At 43.6% G+C, this 19,664-nt stretch carries 16 protein-coding genes; 2 read left to right on the top strand and 14 right to left on the bottom strand.

Annotated features, from left to right (window positions below):
• Positions 1–290: 290 nt before the first annotated feature.
• The 14 genes from DEAC_RS15005 to DEAC_RS14940 all read right to left on the bottom strand — a co-directional run bounded on the left by DEAC_RS15005 (position 291) and on the right by DEAC_RS14940 (position 17,946).
• Positions 291–1,007 (bottom strand): gamma-glutamyl-gamma-aminobutyrate hydrolase family protein, encoded by a 717-nt coding sequence (locus tag DEAC_RS15005; protein ID WP_047810880.1) that lies wholly within the window; start codon positions 1,005–1,007, stop codon positions 291–293.
• Between the two features lie 81 nt (positions 1,008–1,088).
• Positions 1,089–1,439, bottom strand: a complete 351-nt coding sequence (locus DEAC_RS15000; protein ID WP_014825820.1) for a type II toxin-antitoxin system PemK/MazF family toxin — start codon at positions 1,437–1,439, stop codon at positions 1,089–1,091.
• Positions 1,436–1,714, bottom strand: coding sequence for a CopG family ribbon-helix-helix protein (locus DEAC_RS14995; protein ID WP_047810879.1), 279 nt, complete (start codon positions 1,712–1,714; stop codon positions 1,436–1,438). Before DEAC_RS14995 ends, DEAC_RS15000 begins: the two co-directional genes overlap by 4 nt.
• A 248-nt stretch (positions 1,715–1,962) precedes the next feature.
• A complete protein-coding gene (locus DEAC_RS14990; protein ID WP_047810878.1) occupies positions 1,963–2,745 on the bottom strand; it encodes a type 1 glutamine amidotransferase in 783 nt (260 codons plus the stop codon).
• Positions 2,742–4,148, bottom strand: coding sequence for a MurT ligase domain-containing protein (locus tag DEAC_RS14985; RefSeq protein WP_047810877.1), 1,407 nt, complete (start codon positions 4,146–4,148; stop codon positions 2,742–2,744). The genes DEAC_RS14990 and DEAC_RS14985 overlap by 4 nt, the downstream gene beginning before the upstream one ends.
• A 258-nt stretch (positions 4,149–4,406) precedes the next feature.
• The gene (locus DEAC_RS14980) at positions 4,407–4,664 is read right to left on the bottom strand and encodes a hypothetical protein (RefSeq protein ID WP_047810876.1); all 258 of its coding nucleotides are present in this window, start codon (positions 4,662–4,664) and stop codon (positions 4,407–4,409) included.
• Between the two features lie 86 nt (positions 4,665–4,750).
• Complete coding sequence (locus DEAC_RS14975; RefSeq protein WP_047810875.1) at positions 4,751–5,998, bottom strand: NAD(P)/FAD-dependent oxidoreductase; 1,248 nt, start codon at positions 5,996–5,998, stop codon at positions 4,751–4,753.
• A 178-nt stretch (positions 5,999–6,176) separates the two neighbouring features.
• Complete coding sequence (locus DEAC_RS14970; RefSeq protein ID WP_047810874.1) at positions 6,177–7,658, bottom strand: glutamate synthase subunit beta; 1,482 nt, start codon at positions 7,656–7,658, stop codon at positions 6,177–6,179.
• A 29-nt stretch (positions 7,659–7,687) separates the two neighbouring features.
• A complete protein-coding gene (gene gltB / locus DEAC_RS14965; protein ID WP_047810873.1) occupies positions 7,688–12,250 on the bottom strand; it encodes a glutamate synthase large subunit in 4,563 nt (1,520 codons plus the stop codon).
• A gap of 356 nt (positions 12,251–12,606) precedes the next feature.
• Positions 12,607–14,181, bottom strand: a complete 1,575-nt coding sequence (locus DEAC_RS14960) for a ClC family H(+)/Cl(-) exchange transporter (protein ID WP_047810872.1) — start codon at positions 14,179–14,181, stop codon at positions 12,607–12,609.
• 39 nt (positions 14,182–14,220) lie between these two features.
• Positions 14,221–15,345 (bottom strand): alanine racemase, encoded by a 1,125-nt coding sequence (gene alr, locus DEAC_RS14955; RefSeq protein ID WP_047810871.1) that lies wholly within the window; start codon positions 15,343–15,345, stop codon positions 14,221–14,223.
• Positions 15,346–15,366: 21 nt separating this feature from the next.
• The gene (locus tag DEAC_RS14950) at positions 15,367–16,938 is read right to left on the bottom strand and encodes a bifunctional ADP-dependent NAD(P)H-hydrate dehydratase/NAD(P)H-hydrate epimerase (protein ID WP_047810944.1); all 1,572 of its coding nucleotides are present in this window, start codon (positions 16,936–16,938) and stop codon (positions 15,367–15,369) included.
• Between the two features lie 34 nt (positions 16,939–16,972).
• Complete coding sequence (locus tag DEAC_RS14945; RefSeq protein ID WP_047810870.1) at positions 16,973–17,329, bottom strand: holo-ACP synthase; 357 nt, start codon at positions 17,327–17,329, stop codon at positions 16,973–16,975.
• 14 nt (positions 17,330–17,343) lie between these two features.
• On the bottom strand, positions 17,344–17,946 hold the full coding sequence (locus DEAC_RS14940) for a GntR family transcriptional regulator (protein WP_047810869.1): 603 nt from the start codon (positions 17,944–17,946) through the stop codon (positions 17,344–17,346).
• Between the two features lie 133 nt (positions 17,947–18,079).
• Here DEAC_RS14940 and eam point away from each other — a divergent pair, with 133 nt between their 5' ends.
• Together eam and DEAC_RS14930 are read left to right on the top strand one after the other, a co-directional pair.
• Complete coding sequence (gene eam / locus DEAC_RS14935) at positions 18,080–19,330, top strand: glutamate 2,3-aminomutase (protein WP_047810868.1); 1,251 nt, start codon at positions 18,080–18,082, stop codon at positions 19,328–19,330.
• Positions 19,331–19,403: 73 nt separating this feature from the next.
• Positions 19,404–19,589, top strand: a complete 186-nt coding sequence (locus DEAC_RS14930) for a hypothetical protein (protein ID WP_047810867.1) — start codon at positions 19,404–19,406, stop codon at positions 19,587–19,589.
• The last annotated feature ends 75 nt before the right edge of the window (positions 19,590–19,664 follow it).

Here is a 19,664-nt window from a genome sequence, read left to right as displayed (position 1 = left end):
GTTTCTATGACTTAAGTTTAAGCGTTTAATACGACATTCTCGTGAAAAACTTGTGAATTTCTTATGAATAAAAATTAATTTGACAATATAACTAATCTGCTTTAAACTGTGCAAGAGCTGACATTGAGTTTGCGTTTTAAAACGCATCCGAAAATGGGAAGAATGCCTGCTATGGACGGCAAGCCAATCGCTTGTTTGCCAGGTATTTTTCGAAAATGAGAGAGGGAAGCATTGCTTCCCTCTCTCATTTTCGAAAAATACCGCATAACCTTATCTCTATCTACAAATGTCTATTTCTCAATACATGCTTCAATAAATCCGCTGAATAAAGCACGACTATGTTTCTCAGTTTCGAGCATGCTTTCAGGATGCCACTGAACTCCCAAGCAAAACTTTGCGGCCGTTTTTTCAATTCCCTCAATGATACCATCTACTGCCTGGGCATTTATCTGAAAGCCTGAGGGAATCTCATGGACAGCTTGGTGATGGAGACTATTGACATCGATGCCCGTCTCCTTCAACAGCGTAAAAAGCAAAGACGTTTGCTTTACTTCAATACTATGCCATGTGTATTGACGGGGCGCAGTTTGCTTATGTTCGATCGCTTCCGGATACTGACTTGGAATATCCTGATAGATTTTCCCACCAGCTGCAACTGCTAAAACCTGAATTCCTCGACAAATTCCTAAAAGAGGTAAATCCAGCTGCATAGCCCCCTTCGCCAACAACAGCTCGCTAAAATCCCTTTCAGGAAAGCAAGCTTCAATTCCGCGCTGAGGATCTTCTTTTAAATAGGTAGGAGAAATGTCTCCTCCACCAGTTAATAATAAACCATCTATAAGATCTAAAACCTCTCGGCTTTCTTCGCTATTCCGAACCGGCGGCAGAATAATCGGAGTTCCCCCAGCGTTTCGAATACTGTCCACATAAAAGGCCCGCGGAAACGTCTTTAATTCTTCAGAATAATGTGCAGCAGTAATCCCTATCACAGGTCGTTGTCTTCCCATTATTCTTAATCTCCCCTCTAAGAATACAAAAACAGCGTCGGTTCATCGCCGCTACGCTGCCTCGTGTTCAAAAACAATTTTCTATATATCAGCCAACCCAAGACTAATCTCAATGGCTTGATCCACCCTAAGCATCACTTCTTCATCGAGAACTGTCACTTTCTCCTTCAGGCGACTTTTATCGATGGTTCGGATTTGTTCGGTAAGAATGACGGAGTCTCGCTCTAAACCACTGCGTCGAGCTCTTACTTCAACATGTGTAGGTAACTTTGCCTTTGCTATTTGTGATGTGATCGCAGCAATTATTGTGGTTGGGCTGAATTGATTCCCTATGTCGTTTTGAATCACGAGGACCGGACGAGTTCCTCCCTGTTCAGAGCCGACAACGGGGTTAAGTTCTGCGTAATAAATTTCCCCGCGCTTTATGATCATCTCCGACACTCCACCATCGATTCTTCATAGTACTCTAACACTTCTTGTTCCGTTGAGAACAGTTCTCTTGCTATCGACAGATTCAACTGAGCCATTTCAATATAACCTTTGCGCATTTGTTCCTGAATTCCTTTTTTTCGACGTTCATGAAGAATGCTGTTGAGCGCTTCTCGGATAAATTCACTGCGATTACGTTTCTCCACTGTGACGATTCCGTCCACTTCTGCAAGCAAACTCTCCGGCAAACTGATCATAATCCGCTTACTCTCTGCCACATTAGCACCCCCAAGTCTTTTAGCCAAAGCTATACTCTATTATAGACAATAACACAAAAAAGTGTCAACGAACTTGAAGAGTAATTAAGCTAAATCACCGCGAAAATAGAACTATTTCGTCATGTAAATTCTGGTAAAGCATGGTATTAAGCAATTTTTACTAATAAATCATTGAATCTATAGATAGTATACCAGTATAGCATGCTTGATATACTCATTTTTGTTCGAAATCGATGATCTGCCGAAATCTATGCTTGCTTCAAAAGCTTATTAACCATCGTTTTATGGGCAAGGGTTTCCAAATAATCATCAAGTTCTGTCAAACAACTGTCAAAACCTCGCCTGATCAGGGCAAGCTCCAGCAATATATCCGTAAGATGTGGATTCTTCGGCAAAAGCGGACCATGCAGATAAGTCCCGAAAACATTACGGTATCGGACCCCTTCCGTTCCATCCTGATCATTGTTACCGTGACCCACCGAAACTTTTCCCAATGGGCTAACCCCTTTGCCAAGATACGTTTTGCCTGAGTGGTTTTCAAAACCAACTAATGTCCTTAATTTAAGCTCAGAATTATCCCGGGCAAGATTGGACTCTGAGTCAATTTTTAAGGCAGTTGGGTGTAATTCAGCAACAACGTTTCCGATTAAACGTTTCGTACCGGCAATCGTCCAAAGATCAAGGATACCTAATCCAGGAATTTTCTCTCCACCCGCCATTTGATAATAGTTCCCCAGCATTTGATATCCACCGCAAATACCTAAAACTACCAAGCCATTTTCAATGGCTTGGCGCAGGTCTTTTTCTCTGCGCATTAAATCTTGAACTAGTATACCTTGTTCGCGGTCTGAGCCGCCTCCGAGAAAAAGAATATCCATTCCTGTAAAATCCAGGCTTTCTCCTAAGGAAACTTCTTGGATTTCAGGTTCAATCCCTCGCCAACGGCAGCGTGCAGCTAAGGCTAAAATATTACCCCGATCGCCATAGAGATCGAGCAAATCCGGATAAAGATGACAAATCGTTAGCTTCATGTTCCGGCCCCCTCCTTTCGAGTTCTGTCCTCAATAACTGTTAAGCCAGCTTTCTGCTGTTGTTCGGCCAATAATTCACGCAGAGTAAAAAGCAAGGTATATGTTGGCAATAGGAAAGCTGCCTCATCTCCCCGACGGCCTTGCTGCAGCAAATTGACAGCCGCAGGCAAGGAATGTTCAATTACAAGTTTATCTTCAGGAATTCCCGCATATTTAAGCCGCAGGGCCATATCTTCTGCCCGAAGTCCGCTGCAAATTATATGTTGTATTCGTTCCTCCCTCATCCCCAAGCGTTCAAAGTCGACATCCCAAAGCCAAGAGATGTCCCGTCCATCAGCTGCTAAATCATTAATTCCTATCATAATCCTTAACGGTTTGTCCGCACTTAGAATCGTTTGGATAACTTGGTTAAACCCTGTTGGATTTTTAACAAGAGTTAAGGTAACCTCTCCTCCCGTGAGCCTGAAGCGCTCCATACGCCCAGCTTGAGGAATAAACGCCCGTAATCCTTTTGCAATCAGGCCATCTTCTATTCCGAGCTGACGCGCCGCAGTTAACGCGGCTAAAGCATTATAGAGATTATAATAACCTTGCAAAGAGGTAGAAAAGGCAGCAGCGCCCACCTGAAAGTTTAGCAGATCGTCCGCGGCAACTACATTTTGCGCTAAAACATGTGGCTCAGGGCGATGAAATCCGCACCCCTGGCAATGATAGAACCCCAACTGCCCATAATGAAAGAGAGAATACTTAAGTTCAATACCACACGCGGGACAAAACTTAGCTTCCCTAGTTTCATGACTCTCAAGGCAACTATCAGGTGTCGATTCAACACCATAAAAGCAGGTTCGCACAGAACCTAATCCAAATTGAGCCACTAGAGGATCATCGGCATTAAGAATGAGTAGAGTTTCTGGCGATAATGATTCCTTGACCAAATGCACCGTAGTATCTAATTCACCATATCGATCAAGCTGATCACGAAAGAAATTAGTCACAATTGCCAAACTGGGAGTTACTTGTCCACAAAACTTAGGTACAGTAGCCTCATCTACCTCTAACAAAGCGAGCTTGGTACTTGAGGAACCATTCCATTGAGTGTTCTGCAGCAAAGCGCCGGTAATACCCGTAACAAGGTTTGCTCCGGCTTGATTAAAGGCAAAGGATTTCCCCGCCTCGCGTAAAATACTCGCTAATAGATTAGCCGTGGTTGTTTTACCATTAGTACCGGTGACAATCACGATTCCTTCTGTATAGGAGGCGGATAAATGTTTCATAATCTCCGGGGCTATCTTCTGGGCAATTTTTCCTGGTAATGTTGTCCCTTTTTTTCCGCTGATTTGCAAACCTATTGTGATGAATTTACCCACCCATAGGGCAACCCAAAAACGCCATGTCCGTTTCATAATTACTCCTTTAATTGTTGTCCTATTCATTTTAGCACGCATATTTGTATTATCAACCAAAATGATATCCCAGCAAACATTTCAAGTGCATTTTTTCCTTCATCAGTGGTGCTGCTTTGCAGCATAGAGATCCGTTAGAAAAAGGGATTGGCAACAAACAAAAATTAGTTTGTTACCAATCCCTCGTTACTCGGCAATATAACTAGGCAGCCTGCTTCAGCCTTTTGGTATTTATGTGTATATGTATCAATTACCGGCTTAGAACGCTTTGAAACCATTAATGCTCTGATTCACTAACATATCTAACAATGGGCCCAAAACAAAGCTGAGAAACAGGCGAAATCCTTCAGCGAGCACCAAAGTCACGCCAAATCTTAAAAGAATTCTCCTCAATCGGGACGTCGAACGGCGTAAGATTCCGTCATAATCCAGGACTCCAGCAGCACCCCAGCCAAGTATCAGGCAAAGCATAAAAAAGGCATAACTCATCCAAGTTGTCAGATCCAAAGAGGTCATGACACTCCCCCCTTGCCAGAACTTATGTGTCAGCTCAAAGTTTTATGCCGTCCAATACCTAATTTACTTAAAATGTCACTCTTGGTTCATAACGTTTCTCTTTTAACTTCTTGAAGAAAATTAACCGGGTCAAAGTTTTCTTTAAACAATTGTTCCTGAAAATTACTCACATCTATTTCTTTTTCCATGAGTTCTGAAATACTCCCGGCACCGTCCACCTTATTTAAGGCTGTATACCCAACAATTCTCCCCTCCCTTAAAACGACTTTGCGATAATTTTCGGGGGATAGAGAATCGACCAATTCGACAAACCCTTCTCCCTCAGGTTTCAAAATACCGGCAGTAATCATAGGTAAATCAAAAAAGCCAATGGAATTCATCGCAAAACTGCCGCAATAGGATCTAACATTGCCGCTCATATTTAAACCGGCATTAAAGCCCTGCTTATACGCATTGGCTAATATAGGAAATACCCTCCGCTGCCGATAAATAGTATCATATCCTTCAGCAACATTACCGGCGGCATAAACATCTGCCACACTCGTTGCCATATGCTCATCCACAAGTATTCCACGGTTAACTTGAATCTGTGTATCTTTAACTAAATCAATATTCGGACTTACCCCAAGGGCTAAGATTACTTGCCCACATTTAAGAGTTGTTCCAACTTGAATAGATACTCCCAACACCTTCCCTTTCCTTCCTATAATCCCCGTGACTACATTACGAAGGCAGAACTTTATTCCATGATCTTCTAACTTTTTTTGAACAAGATAGGCAGCGGGCTCATCTAGAACTGTATTTAAAACCTGACCGGCAAGTTCAACCACAGTAACATCAACCCCGCACTTGATTAGAGCCTCCGCAGCCTTCAAGCCAGTCAGTCCTGCCCCGATAACCGCAATTCGTTTTCCCGGTGCCAATGTTTTTTCCAAGCCCAGGACGTCATCCCATTTTATAAATGTATGTACGCCTTTCAAATCACAGCCGGGTATGTTAGGCATAATGGGTTTTCCGCCAGTAGCCAGCATCAAGCGATCATATGGAATAGTTTCTCCCGATTCCAGAACTACAAGTTTATCTTCAAGCTTTAACGCGCTAACTCGTTCGCCAAGCCTGGGGACAATATCCAACCGCTGATAATAATCCTTGGGACGATAATACGTTTTAGAAACAGGCAGCTTTTCGGAAAGATAATAGGAAATCAGACGCCGTGAATATGTATGGTAAGGCTCGTCCGAAATTAACGTGATCCTACCATTTTTATCGGCGCTGCGAATCCCTTCAACAGTTCCAATAGCTGCCGCCGAATTTCCCACAACAACATAATTCATTCGCCGTTACCTCCTCTTTTCCCTCAAAGACTCATCAGTAAGATAAGCACCTTGTAAACCCTAATCTTCTATTTCTATTATTCAAGGTAAGGATTTATGAATCTTATAGAAGTGGGGGCCTTAAAAACTGGATAAAAATCCCCCAAACTAATTTTCAGTCTGGGGGAGATAAAATCGCCTATAGGACACTTTTGCCCATGAGATATTTATCAACTTCTCGAGCAGCAAGCTTACCTTCTTGGATTGCCCAGACAATAAGGCTCTGACCTCTTCTCATATCGCCTGCGGCAAAGACTTTCTCTACATTCGTCTCAAAAACCTCATATTCGGCTTTCACATTACTTCTGGAATCCCTCTCCAGTTTAAGTTCAGCGGGAATGGTATCTTCCGGACCCAAAAAGCCCATGGCCAGAAGTACGAGATCAGCTTTCCAGACTTTTTCGCTGCCTGGCACTTCCTGAGGCACCATTCTTCCAGAATCATTCTTAACCCAGGTTATCTCTACAGTATGAACCTCTTTGACTTCTCCATTCTCATTCCCAACAATTTTTTTAGTAGAAATGAGATAATTTCTGGGGTCCCTGCCAGAGAGATTTATAGCCTCTTCCTGACCGTAATCGACTTTAAGCTTTAGGGGCCATTCCGGCCATGGATTTGATGCTTCTCTGCGTTTTTCAGGAGGTTCAGGCATAATCTCAAATTGCTGAACGCTCTTGCAGCCGTGTCGCAGGGACGTAGCCACACAGTCGGTCCCTGTGTCCCCTCCGCCAATAATAATAACATCTTTGTCTTTAGCGTTTATATAACTGCCGTCTTGAAGATTGGAATCAAGAAGACTCTTGGTATTCGCTTTGAGAAAATCTACCGCATAGTAAACTCCCTTTAAATCACTACCCTCAACATTGAGTCCCCGTGCCTTGGCAGCTCCGGCACATAGTATAACCGCATCATATTGGTTCACGAGTTCCTGAGCAGGGATATCTTTGCCTACCTCAGTATTCAACACAAATTGAATTCCCGAAGCTTTCATCAACTCAAGACGTCGTTCCACGACTCGTTTATCAAGCTTCATGTTGGGAATGCCATACATCATCAGCCCCCCGACCCTGTCGTTCCTTTCATAGACGGTCACATCATGGCCAACAGCATTTAAATAATAGGCTGCCGACATCCCTGACGGCCCCGAGCCGACAATGGCAATCTTCTTTCCTGTCTTTTTAGCGTTTCTCGGGCGAACCCATCCTTCTGCGAAAGCCCTCTCAATAATCTCATACTCAATACTATTGACGGTCACAGGTTCCAGAATATAGCCTTCTGTGCAAGCGCCTTCGCAAGGTGCAGGACAGACTCTTGAGGTGAATTCCGGGAAAGGGCTGGTGCGAGTCAGTCTTTTATAGGCCTCTTCCCATTGACCTTTATAAACCAGCTCATTCCACTCAGGAATAAGATTATGCAAAGGGCACCCTGAAGCCATTCCGTTGAGCAGAACTCCGCCCTGACAGAAAGGAACGCCGCAATTCATACACCTTGCTCCCTGAGTCTTAATCAGCTCAGGATCCTGATGAAGCCGCATTTCCTCCCAGTCTTTAATTCTGTCTTCAGGAGAACGTTTTTTTGGATTTATTCTTTCATACTCTAAAAACCCGGTCGCTTTTCCCATTGTAAGTCCCACCTTAATCATATAGTCCTTTAATTTTTAAAATGCTCTTCGAACGCTGCCATCAAGGCTTCTTCACCGCTTAAGCCCGCCTTGTGAGCCTTATCAATGTTTTGAAGCATACGTTTATAATCTTTAGGTATTATTTTGGTGAATCTCTGAGCATAACCTGTCCAATCCAGAAGAATTTTCTTGCCTAAGGGGCTGCCGGTGTACTCAACATGTTTTCCTATCATGCTCTTGATTTCATTCATTTCTTCCTCAGAGTCAATCGTTTCCAGTAACACCATCGATTTATTACAGTATATTTCGTCAAAGTCCAGAATATAAGCTACCCCGCCGGACATCCCTGCCGCAAAGTTCCTTCCTGTTTTACCGAGGATAACGACTTTACCGCCTGTCATATATTCACAGCCATGATCGCCTACTCCCTCAACAACCGCTTTGACCCCGCTGTTTCTTACACAGAACCTTTCCCCGGCGATCCCATTGATATAGGCCTCTCCCGAAGTAGCTCCATAGAAGGCCACATTGCCGATCAGGATGTTCTCTTCAGGCTGGAAGTTTGACGCTTTGGGGGGATAGACGATAACTTTACCGCCGGAAAGTCCTTTACCTAAATAGTCGTTGGCATCTCCCTCTAACTCTAAGGACATACCCCTGGGAATAAAGGCTCCAAAGCTTTGACCGGCCGAACCAACAAAGGTTAATTTGATTGTGTCTTCCGGCAGTCCGTTTTCACCAAATCTCTTGGAGATTTCACTTCCAACAATGGTACCAACAACCCTGTCAACATTATTGATCTTTAATTTCGCCCGAATCGGCTTCTGGTTTTCCAACGCCGGTTTACACATTCTAAGGAGCTTTTTAATATCCAGTGATTTCTCCAGCATATGATTCTGTTTTTGCGTATTAAACCGGCCGACATCAGCACCAGCATAGGGCTGATAAAGAATTTGAGACAAATCAAGATTAGCGGCTTTCCAATTTTTTATAATCTCTTTGGTCTTTAGCCTGTCTGTGCGTCCGACCATTTCGTCAACAGTCCTAAAGCCTAGTTTCGCCATAATTTCACGCATTTCTTGAGCAACAAAACGCATAAAGTTCTCAACGTATTCAGGCTTACCATTAAAGTTTTTCCTTAATGTTTTATCCTGAGTGGCGATTCCGACGGGACAGGTGTTAAGATTGCACACTCTCATCATGACACATCCGATAGCGATAAGAGGTGTCGTCGAAAATCCATATTCTTCGGCCCCAAGCATAGCTGCGATCACAACATCCCTGCCCGTAAGCAGCTTGCCGTCAGTTTCAACAACTACTCTGTCCCTAAGTTTATTGAGTACTAAGGTTTGATGAGTCTCAGCCAGTCCCAGTTCCCAGGGAAGACCTGCATTTTTGATACTGGTTCTTGGCGAAGCTCCCGTCCCTCCATCATAACCGCTGATCAGAATAACGTCTGCTTTTCCTTTTGCCACCCCGGCAGCAATAGTTCCAACACCAACTTCCGAAACAAGCTTGACACTAATACGTGCCTCTTTGTTGGCATTCTTCAAATCATGAATCAGCTCAGCCAAATCTTCAATAGAGTAAATATCATGATGGGGCGGCGGTGAAATAAGATCAACACCCGGCGTAGAATGTCTGACTTTGGCTATCTCCGGATAAACCTTGCGTCCCGGAAGCTGGCCGCCTTCACCGGGTTTAGCTCCCTGAGCCATTTTTATCTGAATTTCTTTGGCATTAGCAAGATAGTTGCTGGTCACACCGAAACGTCCTGAGGCAACCTGTTTGATAGCACTGTTCTTGGAATCGCCATTAGGCAGCAGCGTAAACCGCTCGAGATCCTCTCCGCCCTCACCGGTGTTACTTTTTCCGCCCAATCTATTCATAGCAATAGCTAAACATTCGTGTGCTTCTTTGCTGATAGAACCGTAGGACATCGCCCCGGTCTTAAACCTTTTGACAATAGAATCGACAGATTCTACTTCTTCAACAGGAATTGTATCTCCTGAATTTACCTTAAAGTCAAGGAGATTCCTTAAAGTATAAATTCCCTCTTCAGTAATCTTTTTCGAGAACTCCTTATAAAGAGAGTAGTTCTCTTCCCTGCAGGCTTTCTGGAGTGTATAGATTGTTTCCGGATTATAGAGATGAATTTCTCCCTCATCCTTACACTGGAAGTATCCGCCAACTTCAAGAGTGTCCGTGTAAGGAGAGTTTTCAAGATACGCACTTTCATGGCGCATCTGATTTTCCAAAGCAATTTCTTCCAAACCAATTCCTTCAACTCTTGAAGGAGTGGAAGTGAAATACTTTTCGATAAGATCCTTTCTCAGGCCCACAGCCTCAAAAATCTGAGCGCCGTGATAACTTCGCATCGTAGAAATTCCCATTTTGGTAAGGACTTTGAGAATACCCTTGACAGAAGCCTTGATGTAGTTCTTTTTAGCTTCTTCATAAGTCAGGCCATCCAATAAACCTCTCTCAGCAAGATCCTGAAGAGTCTCGTAGGCGAGATAGGGGTTAATGGCTGTAACGCCATAGCCAAGAAGCGTACAGAAATGATGAACTTCCCTGGGCTCACCCGATTCAAGGACAATACCGATATTGGTTCTTATTTCTTTGCGAATCAGATGATGGTGAAGTCCGGAGGAAGCTAACAGAGCGGGAATAGCAGCAAATTCTTTATTTACCCCTCGGTCGGAGAGAATAATAATATTAGTGCCTTCACTGATCGCTTGATCAGCTTTCCGAAAGACTCTGCCCAAAGCCTTTTCCATAGCTCTTGAACCCTCGGAAACATTATATAATATTGAAATAGTTACTGCTTTTAACTTGTCATTATTAAGAGCCTTAATGGTATTTAACTGTTCATTGGTTAAGATGGGGTGTTCCAAGGCCAAGCTGGCAGAGTTCCTTTGGTCCGGATCCAATAGGTTTCCTGTATCCCCAAGAAGAATACTGCCGGAAGTAATAATCTCTTCTCGAATACCGTCAATTGGGGGATTAGTAACCTGAGCAAACAGTTGTTTGAAATAAAGATATAACATTTGCGGTTTCTCAGATAAAACCGCCAGAGGAGAATCCATGCCCATTGCTCCCACGGGATCAACACCTTGTATCGCCATAGGCTCCATAGTTTTGGTAAGGTCCTCAAAGGTATAGCCAAAAGCTTTCTGGAGTTGAATTAGGTTCTCCGATACCTTTTCTTCCTCAGTCTTGACGACAGGCAAATCGCTGAGCCGAACGATATGACGTTCATTCCACTCTTTATACGGATATAATAACGCCACGCTGCTTTTAATTTCTTCATCCGAGATAATTCTTTGCGCTTCTGTATCAATAAGCAGCATCTTTCCCGGTTCCAGACGGCCTTTATATTTAACATTTTCAGGTTTAATATCTATGACTCCCACTTCAGAAGCCAAGACTACCTTATCATCATTCGTTACATAATAACGTGAAGGCCGCAGACCGTTTCTATCCAGAACGCCGCCAACAACAACACCATCCGTAAACGCCATCGCAGCCGGTCCATCCCAAGGTTCCATGAGAAAGTCATTAAACCTGTAAAAATCCTTTTTCTTCTCAGACATTAAATCGTTCTTCTCCCATGGTTCGGGAATCATCATCATCACCGAATGAGGGAGCGATCTTCCAGTGAGATGGAGAAATTCAAGGCTATTGTCAAACATCGCCGAGTCACTGCCAGATTCATCAATAATAGGGAATACTTTAGAAAGATCGTCAAACAGAGGCGAATCGATGCATTTCTGTCTCGCCTTCATCCAGTTAACATTGCCTCGTATGGTATTAATTTCTCCGTTATGAACAAGATACCGGTTAGGATGGGCCCGCTCCCAGCTGGGAAACGTATTGGTGCTAAACCGTGAATGGACCATAGCCAAAGCAGAAGCAAAATCCAGATCGGAAAGATCAAGATAAAAATTCCTAAGTTGTTCTGCCGTAAGCATACCTTTATAAACAATAGTCTTCGAAGAGAGGCTGGAAATATAAAACGTTCCGCCCTTATCTTCACACATCGGAACAATAACCTTTTCTGCTCGCTTTCTGATAACGTAAAGTTTCCGTTCGAAATCCATTTGATCCGTGATCGCTGTATCCTTCGCTATGAAAACCTGAATAAATCTCGGCATGACAGCCTTTGCTCCTTCACCGATGGTCGTCATGTCGATGGGAACTTCTCTCCAGCCTAAAATTCTCTGACCTTCTTCTAAAACAATCTTTTCAAAGGTTTCCATTTGAGTTTTACGAAAGTCTTGATATTTATGAGCAAAAATCATACCTACGCCATAGCCGCCTTTGGCAGGCAAATCAAAGCCCAGAACCTCACATTCTCTTTTGAAAAAATTGTGAGGAATCTGGATTAAGATCCCTGCACCGTCGCCGGTATTTTCATCCGCACCGCTTGCCCCTCTGTGGCTTAAATTTTCCAGAACTGTCAAAGCCTCTTCAACGATATCATGAGACTTTTCCCCTTTGATATTAACAACGAATCCCATACCGCATGCATCATGTTCTAACGCGGGATCATAAAGGCCCTGCTTATTTGGTAAATGATAGTTTTGCATAATACCCACCCTTTATGGACTTCAATTTAATTAATTAATTAATAATTTTAACATAAAATGCTCACTAGAATCATTACAGTTACAAAGAAAGTTGTTAGTACTATATAACAATTCCTTCCTGAGTGTAATTTATATTTTAACATATTCAAGTCATTAGAATAACCCATAAAATTTTATGTATTATGTATTTTTATTGAAACTTTGTTTTTCTATGTGGAATTATGCCATTATAATTCCTTTTATACCTATTTGTCCCAGAGCATACCTTCGTTTAGGAGGCTACTCCGAAAAAGGCAAAAGGCTCACTTTCGAGGTAAGCCTTCTGCACTTTCTTCAACTTTCATTCACTGATTAAATTACAATTCACAACTTCCGACCAGTGGATTAAAAGCATCATTAATTTTAGAAACTTTATCATCGTTTGTCAGAACAACTAAATAATCACCTGGGTAAATCACTGTGTCACCTTTTGGTATAATCTCCTCTTCTCCGCGTTTAACGGATACAAGCAAACAATGAGCCGGCCATTTAATCTCTTTAATTTGTTTGCCATCCAACATGGAGCCCATACAGACAGCGAATTCTAAGATTGATTTGGTTTTTTCATTGCCGATTATTTTGTGATGCCCTTCTTTGTGCAGGAACTTTTCAAGTAAGGATTCATAAATGGGTTTAGAACCTAAAAAGTCTGCTACGATATAAGCTGTTATGCATACCACAGATAGGGAAAGCAAATGAGTAAACGAACCCGTCATTTCCGTAATCAAAATCGTCCCTGTGATAGGGGCTCTAACGACAGCAGTAAAATAACCCGCCATTGCAAGAATTATAAAATTATTAACATACATATTATTAATTTGGAAAATGTTAACAACGGCAAGCCCGTAGATATTTCCAATAATTGCCCCTATCGCAAGAAGGGGAAGGAAGATCCCGCCCGGCGCCCCCGATCCATAACAAATCATTGTAAAGAAAAACTTTGCTAGTATTAAAATGACCAAAAGTTCCAAGGTAAAGTTGCCCTTCGTAATAAGTGCACTAATCAAATCGTTGCCGCCGCCCAAAACCTGCGGCAGGAAGAACCCTAAAACTATGGAAACCAGCAAAGGGAAAATGATCCAAAACCTTTTGGGCAGCCAACGTTGTCCTGCATAGAGATCCTGAGTCTTCAGAAGAGTTACATTGAAGGCAACGCCTAAAACACCAATAACAATTCCCAAAATTACTATAAATAAGTAATAACGCAGAGGAAAGTCGTGCAAGTTGCCAAAATTCAGAACCGGCTTTAGACCAAAAAATTCGCTTGTCACAAAATCCGCAGATAAGGCCGCTGATAAAGCCGGCAGCAATATTAAGGGTGAAAAGTTTTTGTGGACTTCTTCTAAAGCAAACATAACTCCTGCTAAAGGCGCACTGAAGGCAGCTGCAAGTCCTGCACTGGCTCCGCTGGTGATAAGATATTTCTCTTCAATTTTAATTCTCTTTAGTACTTTACTAAAGCCTTGCCCGACAGCCGCTCCTAATTGAACGGATGGACCTTCTCGACCCATAGAAAGACCGGCTCCGATCGCTAAAACGCCGCCTATGAATTTGCCAATGATAACTTTCCACCAGGTCATCGAGAGTTTTCTCAATAAAACCCCTTCAACTTGAGGAATACCACTGCCGCTTATCATAGGGTCATGCTTGACTAACAAACCAACAATATAACCTATTAATATCAGAACTCCCACCCAAAGAGGGAGGAGCACTGGTTTGGCGGTGAGGAAATCATAAAGTCGAATTAGCAAAACTCCGCTCTGTTCAAGCAGAAATCGGTACAATACGACTATTAGCCCGGTAATGACTCCAATGCCCAATCCTTCGTAAACTAATTTCAGCCTGAAACTACTCCAATGTAATAAGCTATTATGAGTACTATTACTAGTCATAAATAAATTTCCCCTTATCTTGTCAGCGTGTGAAATCCCTTACTGATTATTCCCTATGGGATCGAGATAAATCCTCGGGACTCGCTTAGAAATTCCGCAAACGACTTCATAACTTATTGTTCCCAGCCATTCTGCCATCTCCGTAGCCGTAATTTGTTCGTAACCGTCTTTTCCTAAAATTGTAACCACATCACCAACTTTTACGCCCTGAATCTTAGTAACTTCAAGCATTGTTTGGTCCATGCAAACCCTGCCGATAATTGTTGAGCGCCGGCCATGAACCAGCATTTCCCCACAATTCGAAAGCGCCCTTCTCAGCCCATCCGCATATCCCAAGGGAATGGTTGCGACTGTTGTTGGATAGGCTGCCTGAAAGGTACGGCCATAGCTTACAGTTTCCCCGGTTTTGATTATTTTCACATGAGATACCTTGGCTTTCCAAGACATTACCGGTTCTAAGCCGACATTACCTCCCACTTGAGAAGACGGAACCAGACCGTACATACCGATACCGGGACGAACAAACTCAAAATGAGCTTCCGGAAATTGCAGAATGGCTGCAGTGTTAGCAGCATGCCTAATGGGAATTTTCAATCCCGCCCCTTTAAGTTTCTCATAGAGGAGTTGGAATCGTTTAAGCTGCTGTCTCGCAAAGGTCAGATCCTTTTGATCGGACGTTGCGAAGTGAGTAAAAATCCCTTCAATAAATAAATTGGGTAAGGCAGCAACCTTCATAATTTCAGAAATATCAGTATCACGAAATCCGATTCGGCCCATTCCCGTATCAATTTTTAAATGTAATCTTGCCCTGCGATTAAATTTTACAGCTGCTTCAGAAAGAGCACGTGCCTGGGACAAATGAAAAATTGACGGGATTATATCCTCTTTAACGAAATCCTCCCACTGATCACTTTCCGGTGCCCCAATGACCATAACATCCAGCTCAGGAAATGATGCTTTTAATTCTAAGGCCTCTTCCAAAATTGCCACACCAAAACGCTTGGCCCCACAACTCATCAGGGTCTCCACCACCGGAATTGCACCGTGCCCATATGCATCTGCTTTAACTATGGGCATCATTTCACTTTGTGTATACGTCTGAAGTTTGTAATAATTTTCTTTTAGTGCCTGCAAATTTACTTCAGCCCAAACCTGTCGCACAATTGATCTCCTCCTCTATCCTTTTTAGCCTAGCTTCAATTCTAGAGAGCGCCGCACTTTAGGCAACCGGTCTGCAACTTCAGAGGCCAAAAAGCCAGACCATCCATACTCTTCGGCAAGATCATCCGCAGCTTTCCCATGTAAATAAGCACCTAAGCAAGCGGCCTCCAAAGGTGATACTCCTTGGGCCAGCCAGGCCAGAATACTTCCAGTGAGAACATCACCGGTGCCTCCTGTCCCAAGCCCGGGATTTCCGCTTGGGTTAAAGAAAGCGCGCCCATCCGGTGAAGCAACAATAGTCACTGAACCCTTTAGTACCACAACGGCCTCCCACTCGGCAGCTTTAGTCAAGGCCAAATCCAAGCGGTTGCTTTCGACATCGGCAACAGTACATTGGCATAGCCTTGCCATTTCACCGGGATGTGGGGTAAGTATCAGCGGTCCCCGCCCATTTCTGGCTTCAATTAGGCTAGACTCCCCTGCCAATAAATTTAAAGCATCGGCATCCAGGACAACTGGACAGCTTATAGTTCTTAAAATCTCCTCCAGAACAAGCCCAAATCCAGGATTTTGGGCAAGCCCCGGACCGATAGCCAAGGCCTGAGCCTTTTCCGCCTGCCTTGCTATTACTTCCCAAGATTCTTCGTTAAGACTATCCTCTCCGGGTGCAGGCCAAACAGTCGCCTCTGTAATACTAGCATCCACATCTTTCGCAATTCCTTGAGGGGTAACGATTTGCAGTAATCCTATGCCGCTGCGCAAAGCACCCCGCCCGGCTAGAACAGCTGCACCGCTCATTCCCTTGGACCCTGCAACAAGTATACCTTTACCATGAGTTCCTTTGTGTCCTTTAAAGTGGCGAATGGGAAGAATTTCTCTTATTGTATCATCGGTTAAAACATATGTAGAAATACTCTCATCCTCCAGAAACGCTTCTGGAATAGAAATCGGATCAACGGCAACTCGTCCGCAATAGATGGGGCCTTCTCCTAAAAAAAGGCCCCACTTCGGCAGCCCAAAGGTAACTGTTATTTGAGCGCGAATAGCAGTCCGATAAACCTTCCCCGTATTAGCTTCGACCCCACTGGGAATGTCAACGGATACTACACAGGCCGAAGCATTGTTTACCTCATTAACATATTCTTCGATCAAACTCGGTAAAGCTCCACGCAGGCCTATGCCATAAAGAGCATCGACAATAACATCGGCCTGAGCCAAGGCAAAACGGGCCACAAGCCGCTGCTTTTCTCCTTCGATAACAAAAAGTTTACCCGTCGTTCCTTGGAAAAGACGCAAATTAAGAGCAGCATCTCCTTTGAGCTGCTCTGTTCCGGCAAACAATAAGACCGTCACATCCATCCCCTGCAACACTAAATGACGGGCAACGGCCAAACCATCTCCGCCGTTATTCCCCTTACCCACTAAAATCACCGCTTTTAAACCAGCCAAATCTCCTTCATTCTGAACAAGACAACGACGGATTTCCTCAACAACGGCCCAAGCTGCGTTCTCCATCAAAAGCATACTTGGTATGCCGTATTGTTGAATAGCCCGTTCTTCGATCTGCCGCATTTGTTCAGTGTTGACCACGCGCACTTCTTTCACCTCGTCTTTCCTTTGACCCTTCATCCTAACTCAAGATCGCAAAGGCTATAGCTTGGGTTCGGTTATGAGACAAACTCACCCGAATTTGTGAGCCCCCTCTTTCCTTAACCAGAGTCATTGCTTTGGAACTAAGAAGGACAAGAGGCTCGCCGCTTGGGGTTGTCATGATTTCGACATCATGCCATGATAAACCTCGCAAACCTGTTCCCAATGTTTTTAGGATGGCCTCTTTAGCAGCAAAACGTGCCGCATAGCTTTGTATCCCCTTATCTACTAGACTTTCTCGTTCTCGTCTCGTAAAAAGTCTTCCTGATAATCCGGGCTGACGTTCCAAAGCCTTCGCCACTCGTTCAATTTCGATAATATCTACACCTGGATACATAACTCTACCCCATATCACATAATTAACTCTTGCAATCTCATTTGTCCTTCTGCTGATCCTGCAGCCAGTAAAACATCTTCGGCGCGCAGGACAAAGCTCGCCTCAGGTGAAAACTGTTCTAACCCGTCTCGCACGACAGCAACTATCGTTGTCCCCGTACGTTCTCGAATCCTTAATTCACGTAAAGTTTTCCCGACGGCTGGGGATTTTTTGCCCACTTCAATCTCGCCTACGTCTAACCAACGAGACATAATGCGGTCTACATATCCTTGCAGCTTATTAAGATGACTTTCTATTTTTAGATCATTTTCCCGTCTCTGATCCATCAATTTCTTAAGATCTTCGAGAAAGATCTGGATTTCTCCTTTTTGATTAAACGATCTTACAAATTTCTCTGCCATTGCTTTCGAGGTAACGGTAATTCCTACCCCTTGGTTAACAATAACAACACCCACATTTTGCAAAATTGCAATTGCTCTGCGGACTGTTTCCGGAGAAACGTTATAACGGCCCGCTAACGTTGAGCGGCCATGAATTTTTTCTCCTTCGTGATACTCTCCCATCATGATAGCATGAGCAATGTCTATGGCTATCTCTTGATAACGAGCTTGTTCCAACTTCTTTCCACCCCTTAAACTATATAATCTATTATAACATAGCCAACTTCAGGAGGCATCATGCTCTTGACTACTAACAACTTTGATGATAATATTAGGTTGTTAGTTTCAGTACTACAGGGAGGGATTCTTGATGGCCATACAACTGAATAATCCGCCGGATACGAATCGTCAATTTTCGTTGCGGCGGGCATCTGAGCTTAAGCAGAAGATTACCCCTTATCTTGAAAAATGCCACTCGATCCCTACAGGCTTTTTAAGTGCTGCGCTGATACAACAGCGTCGTAATCACATCTTGAATTATTTTCAGGCAACGGATCAAGACTGGGAGAATTGGCACTGGCAAATTAAACATCGTATTCAAAATACAGACACTTTAAGCGCCCTATTCCCTCAGTTGTCTGCCGAACAATGCGCAGAAATTCAACATATAGGAAGAAGTTTCCGCTGGGCCATATCCCCTTATTATCTTAGCCTAATGGATATTACCGATGTTCAAGACCCTATTCGCTTACAGGGGCTGCCTACTTTTGCAGAACTCAGTGATGATTTCGGAGAGGAGGACCCTATGGGGGAGGCTCTTACCAATCCCGCCCCATGCATTACTCGGAGATACCCAGATCGTTTAATTATTAATGTTACGAACATGTGTGCCATGTATTGCCGCCACTGCCAACGCCGCCGCAACATTGGAGAAACCGATTCCCACGCTAAAATCGCCGACCTAAAGGCTGCTTTGGGATATATTCGGGCCAACCCTGAAATAAGGGACGTTTTAATCACAGGAGGAGATGCCCTGCTTTTGAGTGATCAAACTCTGGACTGGCTTCTCGGTGAACTTCATTCGATTCCCCATGTTGAGATCAAACGCCTCGGTACTCGAGTCCCCGTAACCCTTCCCATGCGTATTAGTGATGATTTATGCTCAATCTTAGCGAAGTATCCGCCGATCTACATCAATACTCAGTTTAATCATCCCCTGGAAGTCACCGCGGAAGCCAAAAAAGCAGCAGACAAACTCATAGCCGCCGGTGCGGTTTTGGGAAATCAGGCTGTTTTGCTCAAAGGAATTAATCATCAGCCGGAGATTATGACGAAGCTTAATCAGGAACTGCTTAAAATACGAATCCGGCCTTACTATATTTTTCATGCCAAAAACGTCAAGGGAACACGTCATTTTGTGCCAAGAATTCAAGATGGGCTCGCAGTTATGAGACACCTAAGAGGGTATACTTCAGGCCTCGCAGTGCCAACCTATATCATAAACGCTCCTAAGGGCGGAGGCAAAACCCCTATCCTGCCGCAATATTTAGTTTCTCTTAATGATAACCATGCCGTTTTGCAAACTTGGGAAGGCAAACTCATCCATTACGATACCCCTTAAAGATGATCTTAGTGTTGATGAATATTTTGACTTTTTCTTTTAAAAGAATTTTTGCGAGAGGAGCGTATGTACCATGAATGAACGCCTTAACAATGAAGAAATTTTGCAGAGAATCCTTAAAACCAATTCAGACGTGCAGCGTTACCTGGACCTAGCTCCCAGCTATAAACCATCTGTAAAACAAGCCATCAAATCAAGAGAAACTTCTCAGTATAAAATTCCTCCTGTAAAATTTCTGAGGGCAACGATAAAACCTTAGTTGCCCTTGAAAGCTTCTCTTTCTCTTTCTTCTCTTTCTTCTGTAAGGCAACCCTGACGGGTTGCCTTTTTTTTG

The organism is Desulfosporosinus acididurans (assembly GCF_001029285.1).
Classification (GTDB): domain Bacteria; phylum Bacillota; class Desulfitobacteriia; order Desulfitobacteriales; family Desulfitobacteriaceae; genus Desulfosporosinus; species Desulfosporosinus acididurans.
Note: the sequence above shows the minus strand (reverse complement) of the source record. Positions and strands in the feature narration are given on the sequence as shown.